20 protein-coding genes are annotated in these 19,009 nt (G+C 36.7%); 18 read left to right on the forward strand and 2 right to left on the reverse strand.

The annotated features are described in order from the left end of the window. The first annotated feature begins 39 nt into the window (after positions 1-39). The 16 genes from paaB (at position 40) to OK18_RS10950 (ending at position 13,154) form a co-directional block, all read left to right on the forward strand. Positions 40-321, forward strand: a complete 282-nt coding sequence (paaB, locus tag OK18_RS10880; RefSeq protein ID WP_002981782.1) for a 1,2-phenylacetyl-CoA epoxidase subunit PaaB — start codon at positions 40-42, stop codon at positions 319-321. 81 nt (positions 322-402) lie between these two features. Further along, on the forward strand, positions 403-1,152 hold the full coding sequence (gene paaC, locus OK18_RS10885) for a 1,2-phenylacetyl-CoA epoxidase subunit PaaC (protein WP_050020711.1): 750 nt from the start codon (positions 403-405) through the stop codon (positions 1,150-1,152). Positions 1,153-1,312: 160 nt separating this feature from the next. Further along, positions 1,313-1,777 carry a 1,2-phenylacetyl-CoA epoxidase subunit PaaD gene (paaD, locus tag OK18_RS10890; protein ID WP_053328004.1) on the forward strand — a complete coding sequence of 155 codons (465 nt, stop codon included), beginning with the start codon at positions 1,313-1,315 and terminating at the stop codon, positions 1,775-1,777. Positions 1,778-1,933: 156 nt separating this feature from the next. Then, positions 1,934-2,734, forward strand: coding sequence for an enoyl-CoA hydratase/isomerase family protein (locus OK18_RS10895; RefSeq protein ID WP_050020712.1), 801 nt, complete (start codon positions 1,934-1,936; stop codon positions 2,732-2,734). 119 nt (positions 2,735-2,853) lie between these two features. Next, on the forward strand, positions 2,854-3,984 hold the full coding sequence (locus OK18_RS10900) for a 3-hydroxyacyl-CoA dehydrogenase NAD-binding domain-containing protein (RefSeq protein ID WP_053328005.1): 1,131 nt from the start codon (positions 2,854-2,856) through the stop codon (positions 3,982-3,984). 97 nt (positions 3,985-4,081) lie between these two features. Then, the gene (locus OK18_RS21855) at positions 4,082-4,213 is read left to right on the forward strand and encodes a hypothetical protein (protein WP_262486596.1); all 132 of its coding nucleotides are present in this window, start codon (positions 4,082-4,084) and stop codon (positions 4,211-4,213) included. Further along, positions 4,203-4,388 (forward strand): hypothetical protein, encoded by a 186-nt coding sequence (locus OK18_RS10905; protein WP_053328006.1) that lies wholly within the window; start codon positions 4,203-4,205, stop codon positions 4,386-4,388. The genes OK18_RS21855 and OK18_RS10905 overlap by 11 nt, the downstream gene beginning before the upstream one ends. 5 nt (positions 4,389-4,393) lie before the next feature. Further along, positions 4,394-4,807, forward strand: a complete 414-nt coding sequence (locus OK18_RS10910) for a PaaI family thioesterase (protein ID WP_050020714.1) — start codon at positions 4,394-4,396, stop codon at positions 4,805-4,807. Between the two features lie 28 nt (positions 4,808-4,835). Beyond that, positions 4,836-5,531: a DUF6624 domain-containing protein gene (locus tag OK18_RS10915; protein WP_050020715.1), complete on the forward strand. Its 696-nt coding sequence runs from the start codon at positions 4,836-4,838 to the stop codon at positions 5,529-5,531. 50 nt (positions 5,532-5,581) lie between these two features. Beyond that, positions 5,582-6,787: a 3-oxoadipyl-CoA thiolase gene (gene pcaF, locus OK18_RS10920; protein WP_053328007.1), complete on the forward strand. Its 1,206-nt coding sequence runs from the start codon at positions 5,582-5,584 to the stop codon at positions 6,785-6,787. Positions 6,788-6,883: 96 nt separating this feature from the next. Then, positions 6,884-7,477 carry an acyltransferase gene (locus OK18_RS10925; RefSeq protein ID WP_050020717.1) on the forward strand — a complete coding sequence of 198 codons (594 nt, stop codon included), beginning with the start codon at positions 6,884-6,886 and terminating at the stop codon, positions 7,475-7,477. 76 nt (positions 7,478-7,553) lie between these two features. Continuing rightward, the gene (locus OK18_RS10930; RefSeq protein ID WP_053328008.1) at positions 7,554-8,132 is read left to right on the forward strand and encodes a transposase; all 579 of its coding nucleotides are present in this window, start codon (positions 7,554-7,556) and stop codon (positions 8,130-8,132) included. Positions 8,133-8,201: 69 nt separating this feature from the next. Beyond that, positions 8,202-9,029 (forward strand): alpha/beta hydrolase, encoded by an 828-nt coding sequence (locus OK18_RS10935; protein ID WP_053328009.1) that lies wholly within the window; start codon positions 8,202-8,204, stop codon positions 9,027-9,029. 119 nt (positions 9,030-9,148) lie between these two features. Continuing rightward, entirely contained in the window at positions 9,149-11,644 is a 2,496-nt protein-coding gene (paaZ, locus tag OK18_RS10940; RefSeq protein ID WP_053328010.1) for a phenylacetic acid degradation bifunctional protein PaaZ, read from the forward strand. A gap of 272 nt (positions 11,645-11,916) precedes the next feature. Beyond that, complete coding sequence (locus tag OK18_RS10945; protein ID WP_156173267.1) at positions 11,917-12,450, forward strand: SMI1/KNR4 family protein; 534 nt, start codon at positions 11,917-11,919, stop codon at positions 12,448-12,450. Positions 12,451-12,467: 17 nt separating this feature from the next. Continuing rightward, entirely contained in the window at positions 12,468-13,154 is a 687-nt protein-coding gene (locus OK18_RS10950) for an SMUG2 DNA glycosylase family protein (protein ID WP_050020722.1), read from the forward strand. A gap of 77 nt (positions 13,155-13,231) precedes the next feature. Here the strand turns inward: OK18_RS10950 and OK18_RS10955 are convergent, their stop codons facing one another. Together OK18_RS10955 and OK18_RS10960 are read right to left on the reverse strand one after the other, a co-directional pair. Beyond that, complete coding sequence (locus OK18_RS10955; RefSeq protein ID WP_053328012.1) at positions 13,232-14,053, reverse strand: T9SS type A sorting domain-containing protein; 822 nt, start codon at positions 14,051-14,053, stop codon at positions 13,232-13,234. A gap of 35 nt (positions 14,054-14,088) precedes the next feature. Beyond that, the gene (locus tag OK18_RS10960; protein ID WP_050020723.1) at positions 14,089-14,640 is read right to left on the reverse strand and encodes a phage tail protein; all 552 of its coding nucleotides are present in this window, start codon (positions 14,638-14,640) and stop codon (positions 14,089-14,091) included. Between the two features lie 265 nt (positions 14,641-14,905). On the opposite strand from OK18_RS10960, the gene OK18_RS10965 reads away from it, so the two are divergent. Both OK18_RS10965 and OK18_RS10970 read left to right on the forward strand, forming a co-directional pair. Further along, positions 14,906-15,670, forward strand: coding sequence for an enoyl-CoA hydratase/isomerase family protein (locus OK18_RS10965; RefSeq protein WP_053328013.1), 765 nt, complete (start codon positions 14,906-14,908; stop codon positions 15,668-15,670). Between the two features lie 383 nt (positions 15,671-16,053). Then, positions 16,054-19,005, forward strand: a complete 2,952-nt coding sequence (locus OK18_RS10970) for a SusC/RagA family TonB-linked outer membrane protein (protein WP_128572280.1) — start codon at positions 16,054-16,056, stop codon at positions 19,003-19,005. The last annotated feature ends 4 nt before the right edge of the window (positions 19,006-19,009 follow it).

Consider the following 19,009-nt stretch of genomic DNA (forward strand, 5'->3'; position numbering starts at 1 on the left):
ATAAACTGGTACATTGATGCATTGTTAAATTAATTAAATATGGCAAATTTAGATATGTGGGAAGTGTTTATTCAGACTAAACCGGGATTATCTCACAAACATGTTGGAATTGTACAGGCGCCAACAGCAGAAATGGCTTTACAGAACGCAAGAGACGTGTATACAAGAAGAAAAGAAGGAACTTCTGTTTGGGTAGTTCCAAGTAAGTATATCGTGACTTCAGAAGGAGTGGATAAAGAAGCTTTCTTTGATCCGGCTGATGACAAACTATACCGTCATCCAACTTTCTATGAGATTCCAAACGATGTAAAAAATATGTAAAACAACTCATGGCTATCAGCTGCTCGCAATTTGCCTTTTAATTGCCAGAAGCCAGATGCCAGAAGCTAGAAGCTAAAAACAATGAACCCATTATATAATTATTTATTAAAACTAGCAGACGACAGTTTCATTATGGGACAGCGTTTGTCTGCGTGGTGTGGTGAAGGTCCTTATTTGGAGGAAGATATTGCATTAACAAATATCGCTTTGGATGAGCTTGGACAAGCGAATAACTTTTATGTGTATGCTTCAAGAGTTATTGATAATGGTAAAAGTGAAGATGATATTGCCTTCTTAAGATATGAACACGAATATGTAAATGCACACTGGACAGAGCTTCCTAATGAAGATTATGCTCAGACGATTCTTAAGGTTTATGTTTTCTCTGTGTATCAGAAACTGATGTATGAAGCATTATCAAATTCTGCAAATGAAGAATTGTCTGCTATTGCTCAAAAATCATTAAAGGAAGTAAGGTATCACTACACCCATGCTGCGTCATGGATGAAAATCTTTGCCCAGGGGACAGAAGAAAGCAAGTCACGCTTGGTAAAAGCTGTTGAGAACATCTGGGAATATACGAAAGGACTTTTTGCTAAAACGGAAGGTGAGGATAATCTGGTAGCTTTGAATATTGCTCCAAATGCAGATGCTCTTTATGAAGAATTCCTTGCTATTACAAAGAAAGATTTTGCAGACTTCGGTTTAGAATATCCTGAAAATCCGTTCATGCAGCCAAAATCAAGAACAGGATATCATACAGAATATTTCGGATATATTCTTTGTGAGCTTCAGTATATGCAGAGAGCGTACCCTGGATGTACCTGGTAGTCCATAGCAATGTAAGTTATCAATATAACAGCCTTAAAGTTGAGATGTTGATCAGCAGTTTTGTAAGCTTCGTTAGGTGAAGCACTTTTGTAAACTTAGAAACATTTAGCTTTCAAAAAAATCATAACGCACCTTGCGTTTAAAAAAATAGAAATAAAGATTGAAAGATCCTTTAGAAATATTAAAATTAATTCCTGATCCGGAAATTCCGGTGATTAACATTGTAGAGTTGGGGATTGTAAGAGGAGCGCAAATCACAGGTGAAAACTCCTGCGAAGTGACAATTACTCCTACCTATTCCGCCTGTCCTGCCATGTTTACCATTGAGGAAGATATCATGAAGATCATGAAGGAAAATGGCTGGGAGGCTAAAGTAGTGACCAAAATGTTTCCGATATGGACAACAGACTGGTTAACAGACGAAGCAAGAGAAAAACTCAGGGCTTACGGAATTACGCCGCCTGAAAAAGGGGCCGATGAACACCATATCGGGAAACCGAAAAAATGTCCGCGTTGTGGTTCTGAGCACACCAAACAGATCAGCAGATTTGGGTCTACCCTGTGTAAGGCTTCTTATCAATGCTTGGACTGTCTGGAACCTTTTGATTATTTTAAATGTCACTAAAATAAAGGTAACAATAAATCAAGTGCCTGTTTATTCATAAAGTTTACGGACTATGCAAAACATAACGATGTTATGGTTAGATTGTTAAATTGTTAGGCGGTTACATTGATTTATATTGTTAAATTAGTGCATTGTTAAATATAAAATATAAAAACTATGTATACCCAACTGGATATTGAATCGCATTTTGACGGGAAGCTTAAAATCGCATATCTTAATCAACCGGAAACGATGAATGCCCTTACAAAACCGGCCCTGTCGGATTTGAAAGATTTTATCAAAGAATGCAGTGATGATGAAACGGTAAGGTGCGTTGCTATCTCCGGAAGAGGAAGGGCCTTCTGTTCAGGGCAGAACCTGGATGAAGCATTCGTGGTAGGAAAAGAACACCATGATCATGATATTATCAGGAAAATTGTAGTAGATTATTACAATCCATTGGTAACAGAAATTACCCGTTGTAAAAAACCGGTTGTTGCTTTAGTGAATGGTCCTGCAGTAGGAGCAGGTGCAATGTTAGCCTTGATTTGTGACTTTGTATTGGCAAATAATAAAGCATACTTTTCCCAGGCATTTTCAAATATCGGACTGATTCCTGATACAGGAGGTACTTATTTTTTACCGAAACTTTTGGGAAGGCAATTGGCCAACTATTTAGCATTTACAGGAAAAAAATTATCAGCAGAAGAATCTAAATCCTACGGTCTTGTGGCGGAAGTTTTCAATGAAGAAGAATTCGGCCCGAAATCAATGGAGATTCTTGAAAAAATGGCTAATATGCCGACAGCTGCTATTAAATTAACGAAAAAAGCTTTTGCAAATTCTTATACCAATACCCTTAAGGAACAGTTGGAATTAGAAGGCGATCTTCAACAGGAAGCTGCAGAAACAGAAGACTTCATAGAAGGCGTAAACGCCTTTTTACAGAAAAGAAAACCTAATTATAAAGGAAAATAAAATTAATATAACAATTTAGCAATGTAACAATTTACCATAAATATGCTCCGGCAACATTCAATTTTTGATAAAATTGTTACATTGGTAAACTGATACATTGTTACATTACTTTTTTAACTATGAATATTGGAATTATTGGGGCAGGAACTATGGGCGTAGGAATTGCCCAGGTGGCTGCAACAGCAGGATGTAAGGTCGTTTTATTCGACGCTAATGCTCCGCAAATAGATAAAGCTCTTTCAGGCTTGGAGAAAACCCTTCAAAAATTAGCTGAAAAAGGGAAAATATCCCAGGAAAAAGCAACAGAAATCAGAAGTAATATTGCTAAAGGTGAAGTATTGCAGGATTTAAAAGGCTCTGATTTAGTCATTGAAGCAATTATTGAAAATAAAGATATTAAAACCAAAGTTTTTACAGAACTTGAAACTTATGTTTCTGAAGACTGTATTATCGGTTCCAATACTTCATCCATTTCTATCACCTCCCTCGGAGCAGAATTAAAGAATCCGGAGCGTTTCATCGGAATTCATTTCTTTAACCCGGCTCCATTGATGCCTTTAGTGGAAATTATTCCATCCTTATTAACAGAAAAAACTTTAGCAGAAAAAATGTATAACCTCATGAAAGAATGGGGGAAAATGCCTGTCATTGCTAAAGATATTCCAGGATTCATCGTCAATAGAATTGCCCGTCCCTACTATGGTGAAGCATTAAGAATTGTGGAAGAAAATATTGCAACACCCCAACAGGTGGATGAGGCGATGAAAACATTAGGAAACTTTAAAATGGGGCCTTTTGAATTAATGGATTTAATAGGGGTAGATGTCAATTTTGCCGTAACAACTACGGTATATAAAGATTACTTCTATGACCCAAAATATAAACCTTCCTTATTGCAACAAAGAATGTCTGAAGCAAAACTTCATGGCAGAAAAACAGGGAAAGGTTTCTACGACTACAGTGAAGGAGCGGAAAAACCGGTTGCTCAGAAAGATGATGCATTATATGAGCAGATCTTTTTAAGAATTATATCAATGCTGATCAACGAAGCCGTTGAAGCCAAAAGACTAGGAGTTGCCAATGATGAAGACATCGAACTTGCGATGCAGAAAGGAGTCAACTATCCGAAAGGCTTATTAAGCTGGGGAAAAGAAATCGGGTATGCAAAAATCTCCGGGACCCTCCAAAACCTTTATGAAGAATATCAGGAAGAAAGATACAGACAAAGTCCTTTGCTTCGTAAATTATAATAAAATGTACCAATGTATCGGTTTACCAATATAACAATGCTGGGTTTACGAGAGCATTTATTGGTAAACTGGTAAACTGGTAAATTGTTACATTAAAATGAATATAGATGAATTCAGAGCTGAATTAGAAGTAAGACTTTTAATTGAGAAAGAGTATTTAATCCGGGAAGCTGTCACCATGAGAAGTCAGGAAAGGCTTGAGCTGTTAGGACAGTTTAATGAGAAATAGAAAGCTGATCAAAAGATTAGCAGATGAAAGTGGGATTGATTTATATGCTCCTTTTGATAACAGCACTGAAAATTCAGATAAAAAATTTTCATATGAACAGATAATCCTTGGTAAAACAATGAGCATTTATGACAAGTTATCTGATGAGCTGTATGAAGAAATAACAAACATATAACAGAAATGAATCCGAGACAAATAGCAGATTATATGTTCAATCAGGATTATTTTTCCCAATGGATGAATATTAAAATGATTGAGGTAAAAGAAAACTATTGTTTAATAGAAATGCCTATTAAAAAAGAAATGCTGAACGGGCTTAAAACCGTTCATGGCGGTGTTACATTTGCTTTTGCAGATTCTGCATTGGCATTTTCATCCAATAATACGGGAGATGCTGCAGTGGCGTTAAACTGTATCATCAATTTTACCAAAGCAGGAAAAGAAGGAGATATTTTCAGAGCCGAAAGTGTTTTGGAGAACGATACGAGAAAAACAGCAGTTTACGATATTAAAATAACCAATCAAAATAATGAACTGGTTGCAAAATTTGTCGGAACAGTTTACAAAATCGGGAAAAAAGTAACCGAATTATAAAACCAGAACCAAGCGCCAGACTAAAAGAATGAGAAAAATAGTTGCACTGCTTTTCGGGATTTCAACCCTTCTGATAAATGCCCAGCAGAAAGTAAACGAAGTATTGAAGAAAGATCTTGATGACATCATGAAGGTGGACCAGGGATACAGAATGCTTTTTGACTCCGAAATAACCCCGGAGAAAAAAGAACAGCTGTTGAAGGATCTCAATATTGATAAGGAGGAGTTTAAAAAGAAAAGTTGGCAATTGGTTGCAGAACATGATAGTCTAAACATGCAGAGAATTGAAAGTATTATTGCCCAATATGGCTATCCCGGAAAAACGCTTGTAGGGGAACCTACGAATAAGGCTGCCTGGTATGTAATCCAGCATTCAACGAAAATCGGAAAATATCTGCCTCTCATTAAGGAAGCTGGAAAAAAGAAAGAAATTCCTTTTACATGGGTTGCCATGATGGAAGACCGATATCTGATGCAGAAAGATAAAGAACAGATTTATGGAACACAGGGAAAAGGTGAAATAACAAAAGATCAGGACGGAAAGCAAGTTTTTGTCAATTTTGTATGGCCCGTAAAAGATCCCAAAAATGTTAATAAGAGAAGAAAAGAAGCAGGCTTCGATTCTACTATTGAAGAAAGTGCCAAAAGGATGTTCGGAAAGGACTTCAAGTACGTGCCTTATACTTTAAAACAAGCTTTAGAACTACGAAATATAAACAAATAATCTAGTATTGTTACACTGTTACATTGCTAAATTGTTACACTAAAATAATTATGAACAACGTATACATCATAGACTATGTCAGAACTCCCATTTCAAAACTACAGGGAGGATTATCAGAAGTAAGGGCAGATGATTTGGCGGCTATTGTTATCAAAGAAGTGGTAGCAAGAAACCCTGAAATCCCTGTTGAGGAAATTGAAGATGTGATCTTTGGCTGTGCTAATCAGGCTGGTGAAGATAACAGGAACGTAGCAAGAATGGGGCTTTTATTGGCAGGACTCCCTTATAAAATAGGGGGCGAGACGGTAAACAGGCTTTGTGCATCAGGAATGTCTGCAGTAGCAAACGCATTCCGCTCCATTGCTGCCGGAGAAGGTGAAATTTATATTGCCGGAGGAGTAGAACATATGACGCGGTCTCCATACGTAATGTCTAAACCAAGTGTTGCTTTTGGAAGAGACAGCCAGATGTATGATACCACTTTCGGATGGCGTTTTATTAACCCAAAAATGAAAGAAATGTATGGTGTTGACGGAATGGGTGAAACCGCAGAAAACTTAGCAGATATTCATCAGATCAACAGGGAAGATCAGGATAAGTTTGCCCTTTGGTCTCAGCAGAAAGCTACCAGGGCTCAGGAAAGCGGAAGGCTGGCGGAAGAAATTGTAAAAGTTAAAATTCCTCAAAGAAAAGGAGATCCTATTATTTTCGAAAAGGATGAATTTATCAAGCCAACTTCATCTATGGAAGGTTTATCAAAACTTCGTCCGGCTTTCAGAAAAGAAGGTACGGTCACTGCAGGGAACGCTTCAGGAATGAATGACGGGGCTGCTGCTTTGATTTTAGCAAGTGAAGAAGCAGTGAAGAAATATGGTTTAAAACCAAAAGCCAGAATTTTAGGTTCTTCCGTAGCAGGAGTAGAGCCGAGGATTATGGGAATTGGTCCGGTAGAAGCCACTCAAAAGCTTTTAAAAAGGTTAAACCTTTCTCTTGATGATATGGATATTATTGAATTAAACGAAGCATTTGCTGCGCAAGCTTTGGCTGTAACAAGAAGCTTAGGTTTAAAAGACGATGATGCAAGAATAAATCCAAATGGTGGTGCCATTGCTATTGGTCACCCACTGGGAGTTTCCGGAGCAAGAATCATTGGTTCTGCAGCGATGGAGCTTCAGAAACAGGATAAAAAATATGCATTGTGTACCCTGTGTATCGGTGTCGGACAAGGATATGCAATGGTCATTGAAAAAGTATAATCAATTTGAAAATGAGGTAATTTGAGAATCTGAAAATGTTTAACGGCATTATTCATTTTCAAATTATTCCATTCTCAGATTTTCAAATTAAAAAATATGAACATCTACTCATACCACGGAATTCGCCCCATTATCAAATCTTCTGCCTATATTCATCCGCAGGCGGTGATTATCGGGAATGTGGAAATTGGTGAAGAAGTATATATCGGCCCCAACGCGGTAATCCGTGGGGATTGGGGGAAAATCATCATTAAAGACGGAGCCAACGTTCAGGAAAATTGTACCCTCCATGTTTTTCCCAATATAGAAACGATTTTAGAAGAATCAGCTCATATCGGGCACGGAGCGATTATCCATTCCGGACATATTGGAAAAAACTGCTTAATCGGAATGAATGCAGTGGTAATGGATAAAGCCTATATTGGTGACGAAAGTATTGTCGGAGCTTTAGCTTTTGTGCCTGCCAACTTTAGATGTGATCCCAGAAAACTGATTGTTGGAAGCCCTGCAAAAATTATCCGTGATGTTTCTGATGAAATGATTCATTGGAAAACCGAAGGAACAAAATTGTATCAGGAACTGGCAAGGGAAGGAAAAGAAGCCATTTTACCTTGTGAGCCATTTACCGAATATATTCAGCAGATTCCTACAAAAATTGTTGATTACAGTATCTGGGATGATGTGAAATAAAGATCTCCATCTAAACCCCATAGGTTTTTAAAACCTATGAGGTTTGAATATTAAAACACACAAATGAAGAAAATAAATGTCAAATACAGAAAGCTTTGAATATGGCTATATATATCATATTTATACTCATGCAAATGGAAAAGATTTAATTTTTCGGGAAAATGAAAATTATAAATATTTTTTAAGTAAGCTTTTAAAATACATCATTCCAGTAGCTGAAATATATGCGTATTGTTTAATGCCGAATCATTTTCATCTGTTAATAAGGTTTAAAGAGTCAAACCAAACATTGGCGGAGGATGAGCATAAATATTTAATGAAACAATTTAGTAATTTATTAAATGGTTATGCAAAAGCATATAATAAGAAATACAATAGAAAAGGTTCTCTTTTTTTGGATTATTTAAAGCGTAAAAGAGTGGACGATGAAAAGTATTTGATTAAATTATTTCATTATATCCACAATAATCCTGTAAATCATGGATTTGTTAAAGATATTAATGACTGGAAATATTCATCTTATCATTCTTATATTAATTTGGCTAAAGAAAGTAAAATTGAAAGAAAACAAATGATGACCTATTTTGATACAATAAACGATTTTGTGGAATATCATAAATCAAATGTTGAATATGATTTTCTAACAATAGAATAGAGTTCAATTCAAACCTCATAGGTTTCCAAAACCTATGAGGTTTTGAAAAGACGATTAATTAAGAAAAGTATGATTAAAAAACTAATTATTTTCTGCAGTATTCTCTTTGCATTTCAATCTATGGTTTTTGCCCAGATCGGAAATGTAAAGTCTTTGAACATCGGAGAAATAAGAACTATCAGATCCAAAACTTTAAATGAAGAAAGAACATTAAATATTTATCTCCCTCAAGGATTTGATAAAACAAAATCATACCCGGTGATCTATTTATTGGATGGAAGTATGAATGAAGATTTTATTCACATCACAGGATTGGTACAGTTCTTTAATCTAATGTATTCCATGCCGGAAACCATTGTTGTGGGCATTGCCAATGTAGACAGAAAAAGGGATTTTACTTTTCATACGGATTTAAAAGATTTACAGAAAAATTATCCTACAACAGGACATTCTGATAAATTTATTACTTTCCTTGAAAAAGAGTTAAAACCTTATATTGCAAGCCAGTTTAAAACCGGAGATGAATACCTTTTCGGTCAGTCTTTGGGAGGACTTTTGGCAACAGAGATTCTTTTGAAGAAACCGGAAATGTTCAATAATTATTTTATTATCAGTCCAAGCTTATGGTGGGATAATGAGAGCTTGCTGAAACAGGCCGGGCAATTGCTGTCCAAATCTCAGGATACTAAAAAATTCGTTTATGTTTCTGTTGGAAAAGGAGAACCTCCGGTAATGATCAAAGATGCGGAAGCTTTATATGATGTTTTGATAAAAACAGGAAAGAAAAACTGGACGATAGAATATAAAATGATGGAAACAGATAATCATGCAACCATTCTTCACAGAAGTTTGTATGAGGGACTGATGAAAATGTTTCCCTATCAGGAACCGAAATAATTAATAAGTGTAACAATATACCAATGTAAAGTGTAACAATTATCCGTCAACTGGAGTAAAGCGAAGAATCTCAGTATTGGTAAACTGTTAGATTGATACATTGTTAAATTAAATATTTTATGGAAAAACTAAAAAACTATATCTACGGACAATGGGTAGAAGGTACCGGAAACGGAATCCCTTTGTACAATGCTGTTACAGGAGAGCAGGTAGCCGTTTCGGATACAGAAGGACTTAATTTTGAACAGGCTCTTGACTACGGAAGAACGGTAGGCTATAAAAACCTCTCGTCCATGACTTTCTATGACCGTGGGGAAATGCTGAAAAAAGTAGCACTTTACCTGTTGGAAAGGAAGAAAAAATATTATGAATTGTCATATAAAACAGGGGCTACCCATGTAGATTCCTGGGTAGACATTGAAGGAGGTTTCGGAACCTTCTTTACCTATTCTGGGCTGGCAAAAAGAATGTTGCCCAATACTCCGTTTTGGGTAGATGGTGATACGCAGAAAATTTCTGCCAACGGAACTTTTTTGGGAACCCATATTTTAACACCAAGTGAAGGTGTTTCCATACAGATTAATGCCTACAACTTTCCGGTTTGGGGAATGCTGGAGAAACTATCCACATCATTGTTGGCAGGGGTACCAGCCATTGTAAAACCTTCTCCATTCGGGTCTTATCTCACCAATGCCGTTTTCCAGGATATGATAGAAAGCGGAATTTTACCTGAAGGAGCCATTCAGCTGGTGTGTGGTGAGCCGGGAAATATTCTGGAATATGTTCAGGATGGAGATTCTGTGTTGTTTACAGGTTCGGCAGCCACCGGAAGAAAATTAAAATCCCTTCCATCCATTGCCGGAAATGCAGTTCGTTTCAATATGGAAGCAGACTCTTTAAACTGCTCAATCCTGGGACTGGATGCCAAACCGGGAACACCGGAATTTGATTTGTTTATCAAAGAAGTCCGTAATGAAATGACCACTAAAGCGGGACAAAAGTGTACAGCTATCAGAAGGATCATCGTCCCTGAGCATCTGGTTGGTGATGTTCAAAACGCTTTGTCCAAAGCGTTAGATCAGACTAAGATCGGAAATCCGTTAAACAGGGAAACCAGAATGGGGTCTTTGGTCGGAAGACAACAATATGAAGAAGTGGTAAGAAAAGTAAACATTTTAAAAGCTGAAACAGAGCTTGTATATGACGGAAAACACGAACTGGTAGATGCAGATTATGAAAAAGGCGCATTTATGAGTCCGAAGTTATTCCTGAATGACAAGCCTTTTGAAAAAAATATCTCTCATGATGTAGAAGCTTTCGGACCGGTTTCCACCCTGATGCCGTATAAAGATGCGGAAGAAGCTGCTGCCCTGGCAAAAAGAGGAAAAGGAAGCCTGGTAGGATCTATTATTTCTCATGACGAAAACTTTATCGCAGAAACATCATGGAAAATGGCATCCCAGCACGGAAGAATTTTTGTGCTGAACAGAGATAGTGCCAAAGAAAGTACGGGGCATGGTTCTCCGCTTCCTACCTTAATGCATGGTGGTCCCGGCAGAGCTGGAGGAGGTGAAGAAATGGGAGGACTGAACGGACTTCACTTCTTCTTACAAAAAACAGCTATCCAGGGATCTCCGGATGTACTGAAAGCAATCACTAAGATCTACCAGCCTGGTGCAGAGAAAAAATTCTCAGACAAACATCCTTTCCGGAAGTATTTTGAAGAAGTGGAAATAGGAGATTCTTTGGAAACAGCAGGAAGAACTGTTACCGAAGCTGATATTGTCAATTTTTCCAACGTTTCATGGGACCATTTCTATGCTCATACTGATGCTACAAGTTTAACAGGAACTATTTTTGATAAAACAGTAGCTCATGGATATTTCATTCTTTCTGCCGCCGCCGGATTATTTGTTTCCGGTAAAAAAGGACCTGTTATTGCCAATTATGGGTTGGAAGAATGTAGTTTCTTCAAACCTGTATATGCAGGAGATACAATCACGGTTTATTTAACAGCAAAAGAAAAAATCAACAGAGGGGTAAAAGGAAGGAACATTCCATCAGGAGTTGTAAAATGGTTGGTTGAAGTTGTTAATCAAAGAGATGAGATCGTTTGTGTGGCTACCATTTTAACATTAGTGGCCAAGCAATCTCCTTTTATTGATCTGAATGTGAAAAATGTTCAGAAAATATTGAATGGATTAACAGAAAACACTCCTGCATTATGGGGAAAAATGTCTCCACAACAAATGATTGAACATCTTGACCAGGCATTATTGGTAAGTTTGGGAGAACCTGAAGCAGAAAAATGTTTCACTCCTGAAGAACATCTTGAAAAATGGCAGGACTCTTTATATAACCACAGAAAAATGCCAAAAGATTTTACCGCTCCATTCTTGCCACAGGATGGATCTCTTCCTGAGCCCGCCCATAAAAACCTGGAAGCAGCAAAGCAATCATTCCTGGATAACCTGAAAAGATTTGTAATCTATTACAAAGAAAATCCAGAAGCTGAACACATGAACTTTGTGTTTGGAAAACTGAATAAAGAAATGTGGGAACTGATGCATAAGAAACACTTCACCCATCACTTTGAACAGTTTGGGTTGATTTAATCCAAAATAAAATATAAATTTATAGTCCCTTTTAGCTTTACTGAAAGGGACTTTCTGATTAACCATAACCATGTCAAGGTTTTAAACCTTGACATGGTTTGGAAACTTAAGGAAAGGATAAATTACTAAATAAAGCTGTAAATATGATGAACGAATTCTTTTTTTTCTTCCAAAAAAACTATCTTTAAAATTCTCAATACCCATGTCAAGGTCCAAAACCTTAACATGGGTATTGAGCCCCAAACCTCCCTTCTTTAATGAAACAAAGTATTATGGAATTACAATTTTTCAAAGACTTCGATTTTACAGATTTTTGGTATGAAAGTACTTATTCTCAAAGAGATTATATCGAAGAATTTCCAGATGATGAAATAATCACCTCGGTAGAGGAAGAGTTAGGCTATAAACTTCCTGCTTCTTATATTGAATTGATGAGGATTCAAAATGGAGGATTGGTAGAAAAAGATTGTTTCCCGACCGGAGAGGGAACTTCATGGGCTCATGACCATGTAGCTATTACCGGAATTATGGGCATTGGAAGGCAAAAAACGTATTCTATTTGTGGGGAACTCGGGAGCCGGTTTATGATTGAAAAGTGGGGATATCCGGATGATGGAATTTATATTTGTGATTGTCCGTCTGCAGGACACGATATGATCTTGCTGGATTATTCTAAATGCGGGAAATATGGAGAACCGGAAGTAGTTCATGTTGATCAGGAATATGATTATAAAAAAACTTTTCTTGCCAAAGACTTTGAAACATTTATTAAAGGCTTAACTACTGATGATGATTTTGAGGACTAAGATAAAATATAATTACCATGAATAAAAACTTTGCAGATAAAGTCATTGATTTCAATAGAAATCTTATCTATTCAGGGGAACTGCCTGAAGGGTTTGAAGTGCTCAATCCTTATTTGAATAATCCCGAAACGATGGAGGTAATGCAAAAGTTTTATCATAAATATTATAATGATACCAATAAAAGAAAATTTATAGTGGGAATTAATCCCAGCCGCCACGGAGCAGGAGTTACGGGAGTCCCTTTCACTGATACCAAACGTCTGGAAAGTGTTTGCGGCATACCAATGCATTCTGCGCATACTCATGAAGTTTCTTCCGTTTTTGTATATGATATGATCGCAGAATATGGCGGGCCTGATCTGTTTTATAAAGACATTTATATTAACTCTCCTTTTCCATTGGCCATTGTCAGAAAAACAAAAAACGGATGGCTTAACGCCAACTATTATGATGACAAAGCTCTGTTTGAAGCTGTAAAAGATTTTATGATTGATTCATTAAAGAAGCATATAAGCCTGAATCTTGATACTTCAGAAGTTTTTGTCCTGGGAAAAAAGAATGCGGAATTTATTTCAAGACTGAATAAAGAAGCTGAATTATTCGATAAAATGACAATTCTGGAACACCCTCGCTATATACAACAGTACAAATCAAAGGAGAAGCAACTGTACATCGATAAATACATTGTAGCACTAAAAAAATAAACCCCCTGAAGGAATCAGGGGATTATCATTCGTGCATTAGAATCTTATCGGGAACGTTATGAATATGAGCTGTAAACTTAGTTCTTAATAACTTTCGTAGTTTCTGCAGAGGTTTTGATGTAGTAAATTCCTGCGGGTAATTCTGAAATATTGACTTCATTATTACCTTTCTGAATTTGTACTGTTTTCAATACTTTGCCCTCTGCATTGTAGATTTTAGCCTCGCTGGCTTTTTCTGTCGTAATAGAAAGAGGACCGTTGGTTGGATTAGGGTAAACAATCAGACTTTTTTGAATGTTTTTAGTTTCTGAAGTACTTAATACGATATTACTATCTTTTACCCAGCTAAAGGCATCTAAACCTACATACCGGAATGCCCCGTTTGCAGTGATCTGCAATTCGTCAATCACAATATTTGAGTAATTTTGACCGTTTAAGTTCGTAAGATCAATGAGGGTATATCCGTTTGTTGTCCCTAAGCTTGTTGCAAATCCTGTGGTTTTTGTTTGGGTAAATTTAGTTATGCCACTTAGCTTTCCGGTGACAGTAAGAGTTCCTGCTACATTGAGGTCCAGATTCAAGGCAGAAAGATACATCCAGAATCTGTTTACCTTAAATAAATTTGAAGTTGTTTTAATACTGAATGAGGGTGGAAACTGTGCGTCGTTGGAATTATCAATGTATCTGTTGTCATTCGCTGTTCCATTCCAGCCTGTTCCCGGGTAATTCCCCTGAATGTCAAAAACACTGACATGTGAAATGATGTTGAAAATCACTCCATTATCGGTGAAGCTTGTACTTCCGTGTGATTCCGTTTCAAATTGTTCTGTACTGGTCTGCCCGAATGAGAGAATTGAAATGAGCAGACTACAAATTGTTAAAAAAGTAGTGCTTTTCATGATTTCTTGTTTTTAAATATTAGGTACTATGAATATTAATCTCTTGGAGGGTAAATACCTTCAACACAGATGATATAATTTAAACCCAAATAAGGAGGCATATTATTCACTGGTAAATTTTGTCCTGTAAAGGAGATACTTTGTGCATTAATGGTGGTGTCAGGATTAGAATCGTTTACAAAGCTGGATACCACATTGAAATCTCTCCCTACCTGTGTTCCTGAAATAGCAATAGATGACGTAGCTGTAGGTGTGGACGAGTTGGCATTCTTATTAGCTACTTTCAATTGAAAACCACTTCCGATGCTTGGAAGATTTGAAGCTAAAAGGGTATTTTGCGTAGTACCGGATACCACTCCCAAAGGATAAAACTGATTGGCATTTACATTTCCGGCCCCTAAGGCCATACGCCCTTTTAAGTTGGGTAATGCAAAAGTAGTAATGCCATCTCCACCATAAGTGGTTCCTAAAATAGAGAATAAAGCTGAATTTCTTGAAATACTTATTAAACTTCCGTCACAAAACATCCATCCCCTGGGTGCGAAATTCCCTGCAAATAATTTGATAATTCCAATGTATTCTTCCATGATAAATAGTTTTCAGTTTAATTTTCCTACTCTGTTCTTATGGCTTTTCGGATTCCGCCAAATAAAATTTAATTGGGTAAGTCAAAGGAACAACGAATAGAAAAACATAACTAGAGTAGAAAATACCAAATTAGGGAGTCCGTATTTCTACGTAATGTGTATTTTCAAGCTTTTATAAGAAACTATTTAAACAGAATTTATAGTCTTTAAGTTTCTCTGGAAGAGCTGTATTTAGTATTTTTGTAAGAATCCAATAAAAATAAAAATGAACGAATTCGTAGCATCAGAAATTAAAAACAATATTGCCGAAATTACATTCGGAACTCCTAAAAGTAATTCTCTTCCGGGAGCTATTCTGGAAAAACTGGCACAAACTATTTTAGAAGAAGGACGTAAAGATGAGGTGAAAGCAATCCTGATAAAAAGCGAAGGCGAAAAGGCCTTCTGTGCCGGAGCCAGCTTTGATGAGCTTTTGGCAATTGATGAATTAGAAGTTTCTACTCAATTTTTCGGTGGTTTTGCTAAAGTACTCAATGCTATGAAAAATTGTGGAAAAATTGTTGTTGTAAGAGTTCAGGGAAAAACTACAGGAGGAGGAGTTGGGATTGCTTGCGGAGCAGACTATTGTTTTGCAACAAAAGATTCTTCTTTGGCTCTTACTGAGATCAATTTAGGAATTGGTCCTTTTGTTATTGGTCCTTATGTAGAAAGAAAAATAGGAAAGTCTCAGTTTTCTGCTATGGCTATTGATGCTGACTTCAGGTCTGCAGACTGGGCGGCACAACATAATATTTATCATTCTGTTTCGGAAAATATTCAAGAAATGGACGAAAAACTAGAAAAATTTTTACAAACATTAGCTTCCAGAAGTAGCGATGCATTAGCCCTCATTAAAAAAGTATCCTGGGAAGGAACAGAACATTTTAATGAACTGATGCCGGCAAGAATTCATATGAGCGCCAGTCTTATCCTGGAAGATTCAGCAAAGAAGAATATAGAGGCTATTAAAGAACGATTGAGAGCAAAATGATTTAATATATTCGAGGTCCTGAATAGGATGGATTTGATAAAAAGGATCCGGAGAAACATAGTTTCTCCGGATTTTTTTATGTTATTATCAGTTTTAATAATCTGTATTTTGATTTTATAAATTAATTGATATAATATATGGATCTTTTTATTTAATATATGTTTTTTTTGATAGAAGATTAAGATTTTAACATGTTTTATGTGAGTATTTGTTTTTCAACACTGTGTGTATTTTTAATTTTTGTTTATTTTTTTAACTAAAATCAAAATATGTATTTAAATTTTAAATACAATGTATTTAATTAATTAAATTAATGTTTTTGTTGCATTTGTAGTAATTATTATTGCATATATTTGCGTTCGATATGTTAAAATATGTTAAATATGAGAATAAAATTATTTGCAAGTACAGCGGTGTTATTCTTTGTAGGAGGGCATCTGGTAGAAGCTCAAAAAACAAAACGTGACACAATACCTCAGGACACAAAGATTGAGGAAATTGTTGTGGTAGCCTATGGTAGCCAGAAAAAAGAAACCATGGTAGGATCGAATACTGAAATTAAAGCAAAACAATTTGCGGACCGTCCGATAACAAGCATCGGGCAGGCATTGGATGGTGCCAGTGCTGGGGTTAAGGTAAGTACCGGAACGGGTCAACCAGGAAGTTCACCAAGTATTCAGATCCGGGGAATTGGATCTTATGGTATTACAACGTCACCATTATATGTAGTAGATGGTACTGTGTACACAGGCTCCCTGGCAGCGATCAATCCGAATGATATTGCATCCTTCAATATCCTGAAAGATGCTGCGTCAACATCTTTATACGGTTCTGCAGCTGCCAATGGGGTGGTTTTAATTACTACAAAATCAGGAAGAAAAGGAAAGGATTCATTTAATTTCAGTATGAGTACAGGTGCTGTGGGTAGATCTATCCCTGAATATGATCGGGTAAATGTTCATCAGTATTATCCTTTAATCTGGGAATCGATAAGAAATGGAAGAATGACTTCGGTTCCCGGTACTACTGTGGCCGATGCCAATGCATATGCAACTGCACAGTTGATCCCCGGAGTTCTGAAAACTAATGTCTTTAATGTTCCGGATAATCAGTTGGTTGTAAACGGAGTTCTAAACCCGGATGCAAAGCTGAGATATACAGATCTGGACTGGCAAAAGCCTTTAATGAATACAGGTTTCAGACAGAATTACGAGTTAAATTATAGTGGTGGAAGCAATACGACTACTTACTTTTCTTCAGTGGGATATACCAACGAAACGGGATATCTTATAAAGTCTGACTTTGAAAGATTTACGGCCAGGTTAAAAGTAGATTCCCAGGTTAAAAGCTGGCTAAAGTTAGGAACAAGTATAAGTGGGGTTTCCTCTAATGGAAATAACTCTGTTGAGGGAGTGGATAATAATACGGCATATATCAATCCATACCGATGGACCAGAACAATGGGGCCAATCTATAGCCCGTATGCTCATGACCCGGTTACGTTTGCAACACTTTATGATAATGCAGGAAATGTGATTTATGATGCAGGAAGTGCCAGAGGGGCAGATGCTGCTGCCGGAAGAAACGTAATTCAGGAAACCCTTCTGAATAAAGATCTTTCTAAAAATTATTACATTATTTCCAGAGCATATGCTGAAATCAAATTGGACCCTTATCTTACCTTGTCTACCAATGTAGGATATGACATTAGAAATAACAGAAGAAGCACTTATGGAAATAAAATTATCGGTGATGCAGCTCCAGGCGGTTCGGCTGAAAAGTATAGCTTTACAGAGCAAACTTTTACCTGGAACCAGCTTTTGAATTATAAAAGAAAATTTGGAAATCATAATTTTGAATTCCTTTTAGGACATGAAAATTATAAGTTTACCTATGAATATCTATATGGATATAAAAAAGGACAAATCGTTGATGATAATGATGAGCTGATCAATTTCGTAACACCTGCATCCCTTACTTCCCGATCAGATAATTACAGAAAAGAAGGTGTATTCTCAAGATTGAATTATGATTATAAATCGAAATATTTGCTTTCAGGTTCTATTCGTTGGGACGGCTCTTCAAGATTCAATAAAGATGTAAGATGGGATTCATTCTGGTCTTTAGGTGCTGGATGGAGATTAAAAGGAGAAGATTTCTTAAATGATTCCAACCTTGTAAGCGAATTAAAACTTAGAGCTTCTTATGGGGAAGTCGGAAATGACAGGACAGATAGCTATTATATGTATAAAAGTACTTATACTTTAGGGTATAATAACGCTCAGGAACCTGGAATTCTTTTTGGATTCTTGGCGGATCCTACCATTACCTGGGAAGCGAACAAACAAACAGACTTTGGAATTGATTTCGGATTTTTGAATAACCGGATTTCAGGTTCTGTAGAATATTACAACAGGGTTACGGAAGATTTGATTTTTCCTGTTCCTCTTCCTGTTTCTTCCGGAGTTCCGGATAATACGATCAGCAGAAATGTGGGAACCATGTATAACCGTGGATTTGAATTCAGTATTAATGCAGATATTATCAGAAACCAGAACTTTATTTGGAATATCAATGCCAATGCATCCACTCTTAAAAACCAGGTTACAGAACTTTCCAACGGAATAACGGAAATCATCAATGGTACAAAAAAGATTTCTGTAGGACATTCTGTATATGACTATTGGTTAAGACAATGGTATGGCGTAGATCCTGCAGATGGCTCACCTTTATTCCTGGCTGCTGATGCATATGCAAATACCACTGCTGCAGATATCAGAACAATTAACGGTACTAAAGTAACAACCAATTTTAATAAAGCAAAGTATGATTATTCAGGAACAGCCATTCCTGACTTGTTTGGAAGTTTTGGAACATCAATTACTTATAAACAATGGTCATTGTCTGCAATGTTTACCTATCAGATAGGTGGAAAAACGTATGATTCCAACTATGCCGCATTAATGTCCAGTTACTCACAAGGTGGAGCTTTAAGCACAGATATTTTGGATCGATGGACTACTCCGGGACAGGTTACTGATGTTCCTGCATTGAACTCCTCAACGTATACAAGTTCAAATGCTGGTAATTCGTCAAGATGGTTGGTGAGTTCGGATTTTATTACATTCAGACAGGCCACTTTAAGCTATAGTTTTAGTCCTGAAACCTTATCTCAGCTTGGAGTGTCAGGCTTAAAAATCCTTGTTTCCGGTGAAAATCTATGGAGTAAAACGGCGAGAAAAGGGTTGGAGCCAGCTCAGGCATTCAACGGTACAGCATCAAACAGGTATACTCCGGCGAGAGTAGTAACTATAGGATTTAATGTGTCATTTTAAATAA

The sequence above is a fragment of the Chryseobacterium gallinarum genome, from assembly GCF_001021975.1.
GTDB classification, from domain to species: Bacteria; Bacteroidota; Bacteroidia; order Flavobacteriales; family Weeksellaceae; genus Chryseobacterium; species Chryseobacterium gallinarum.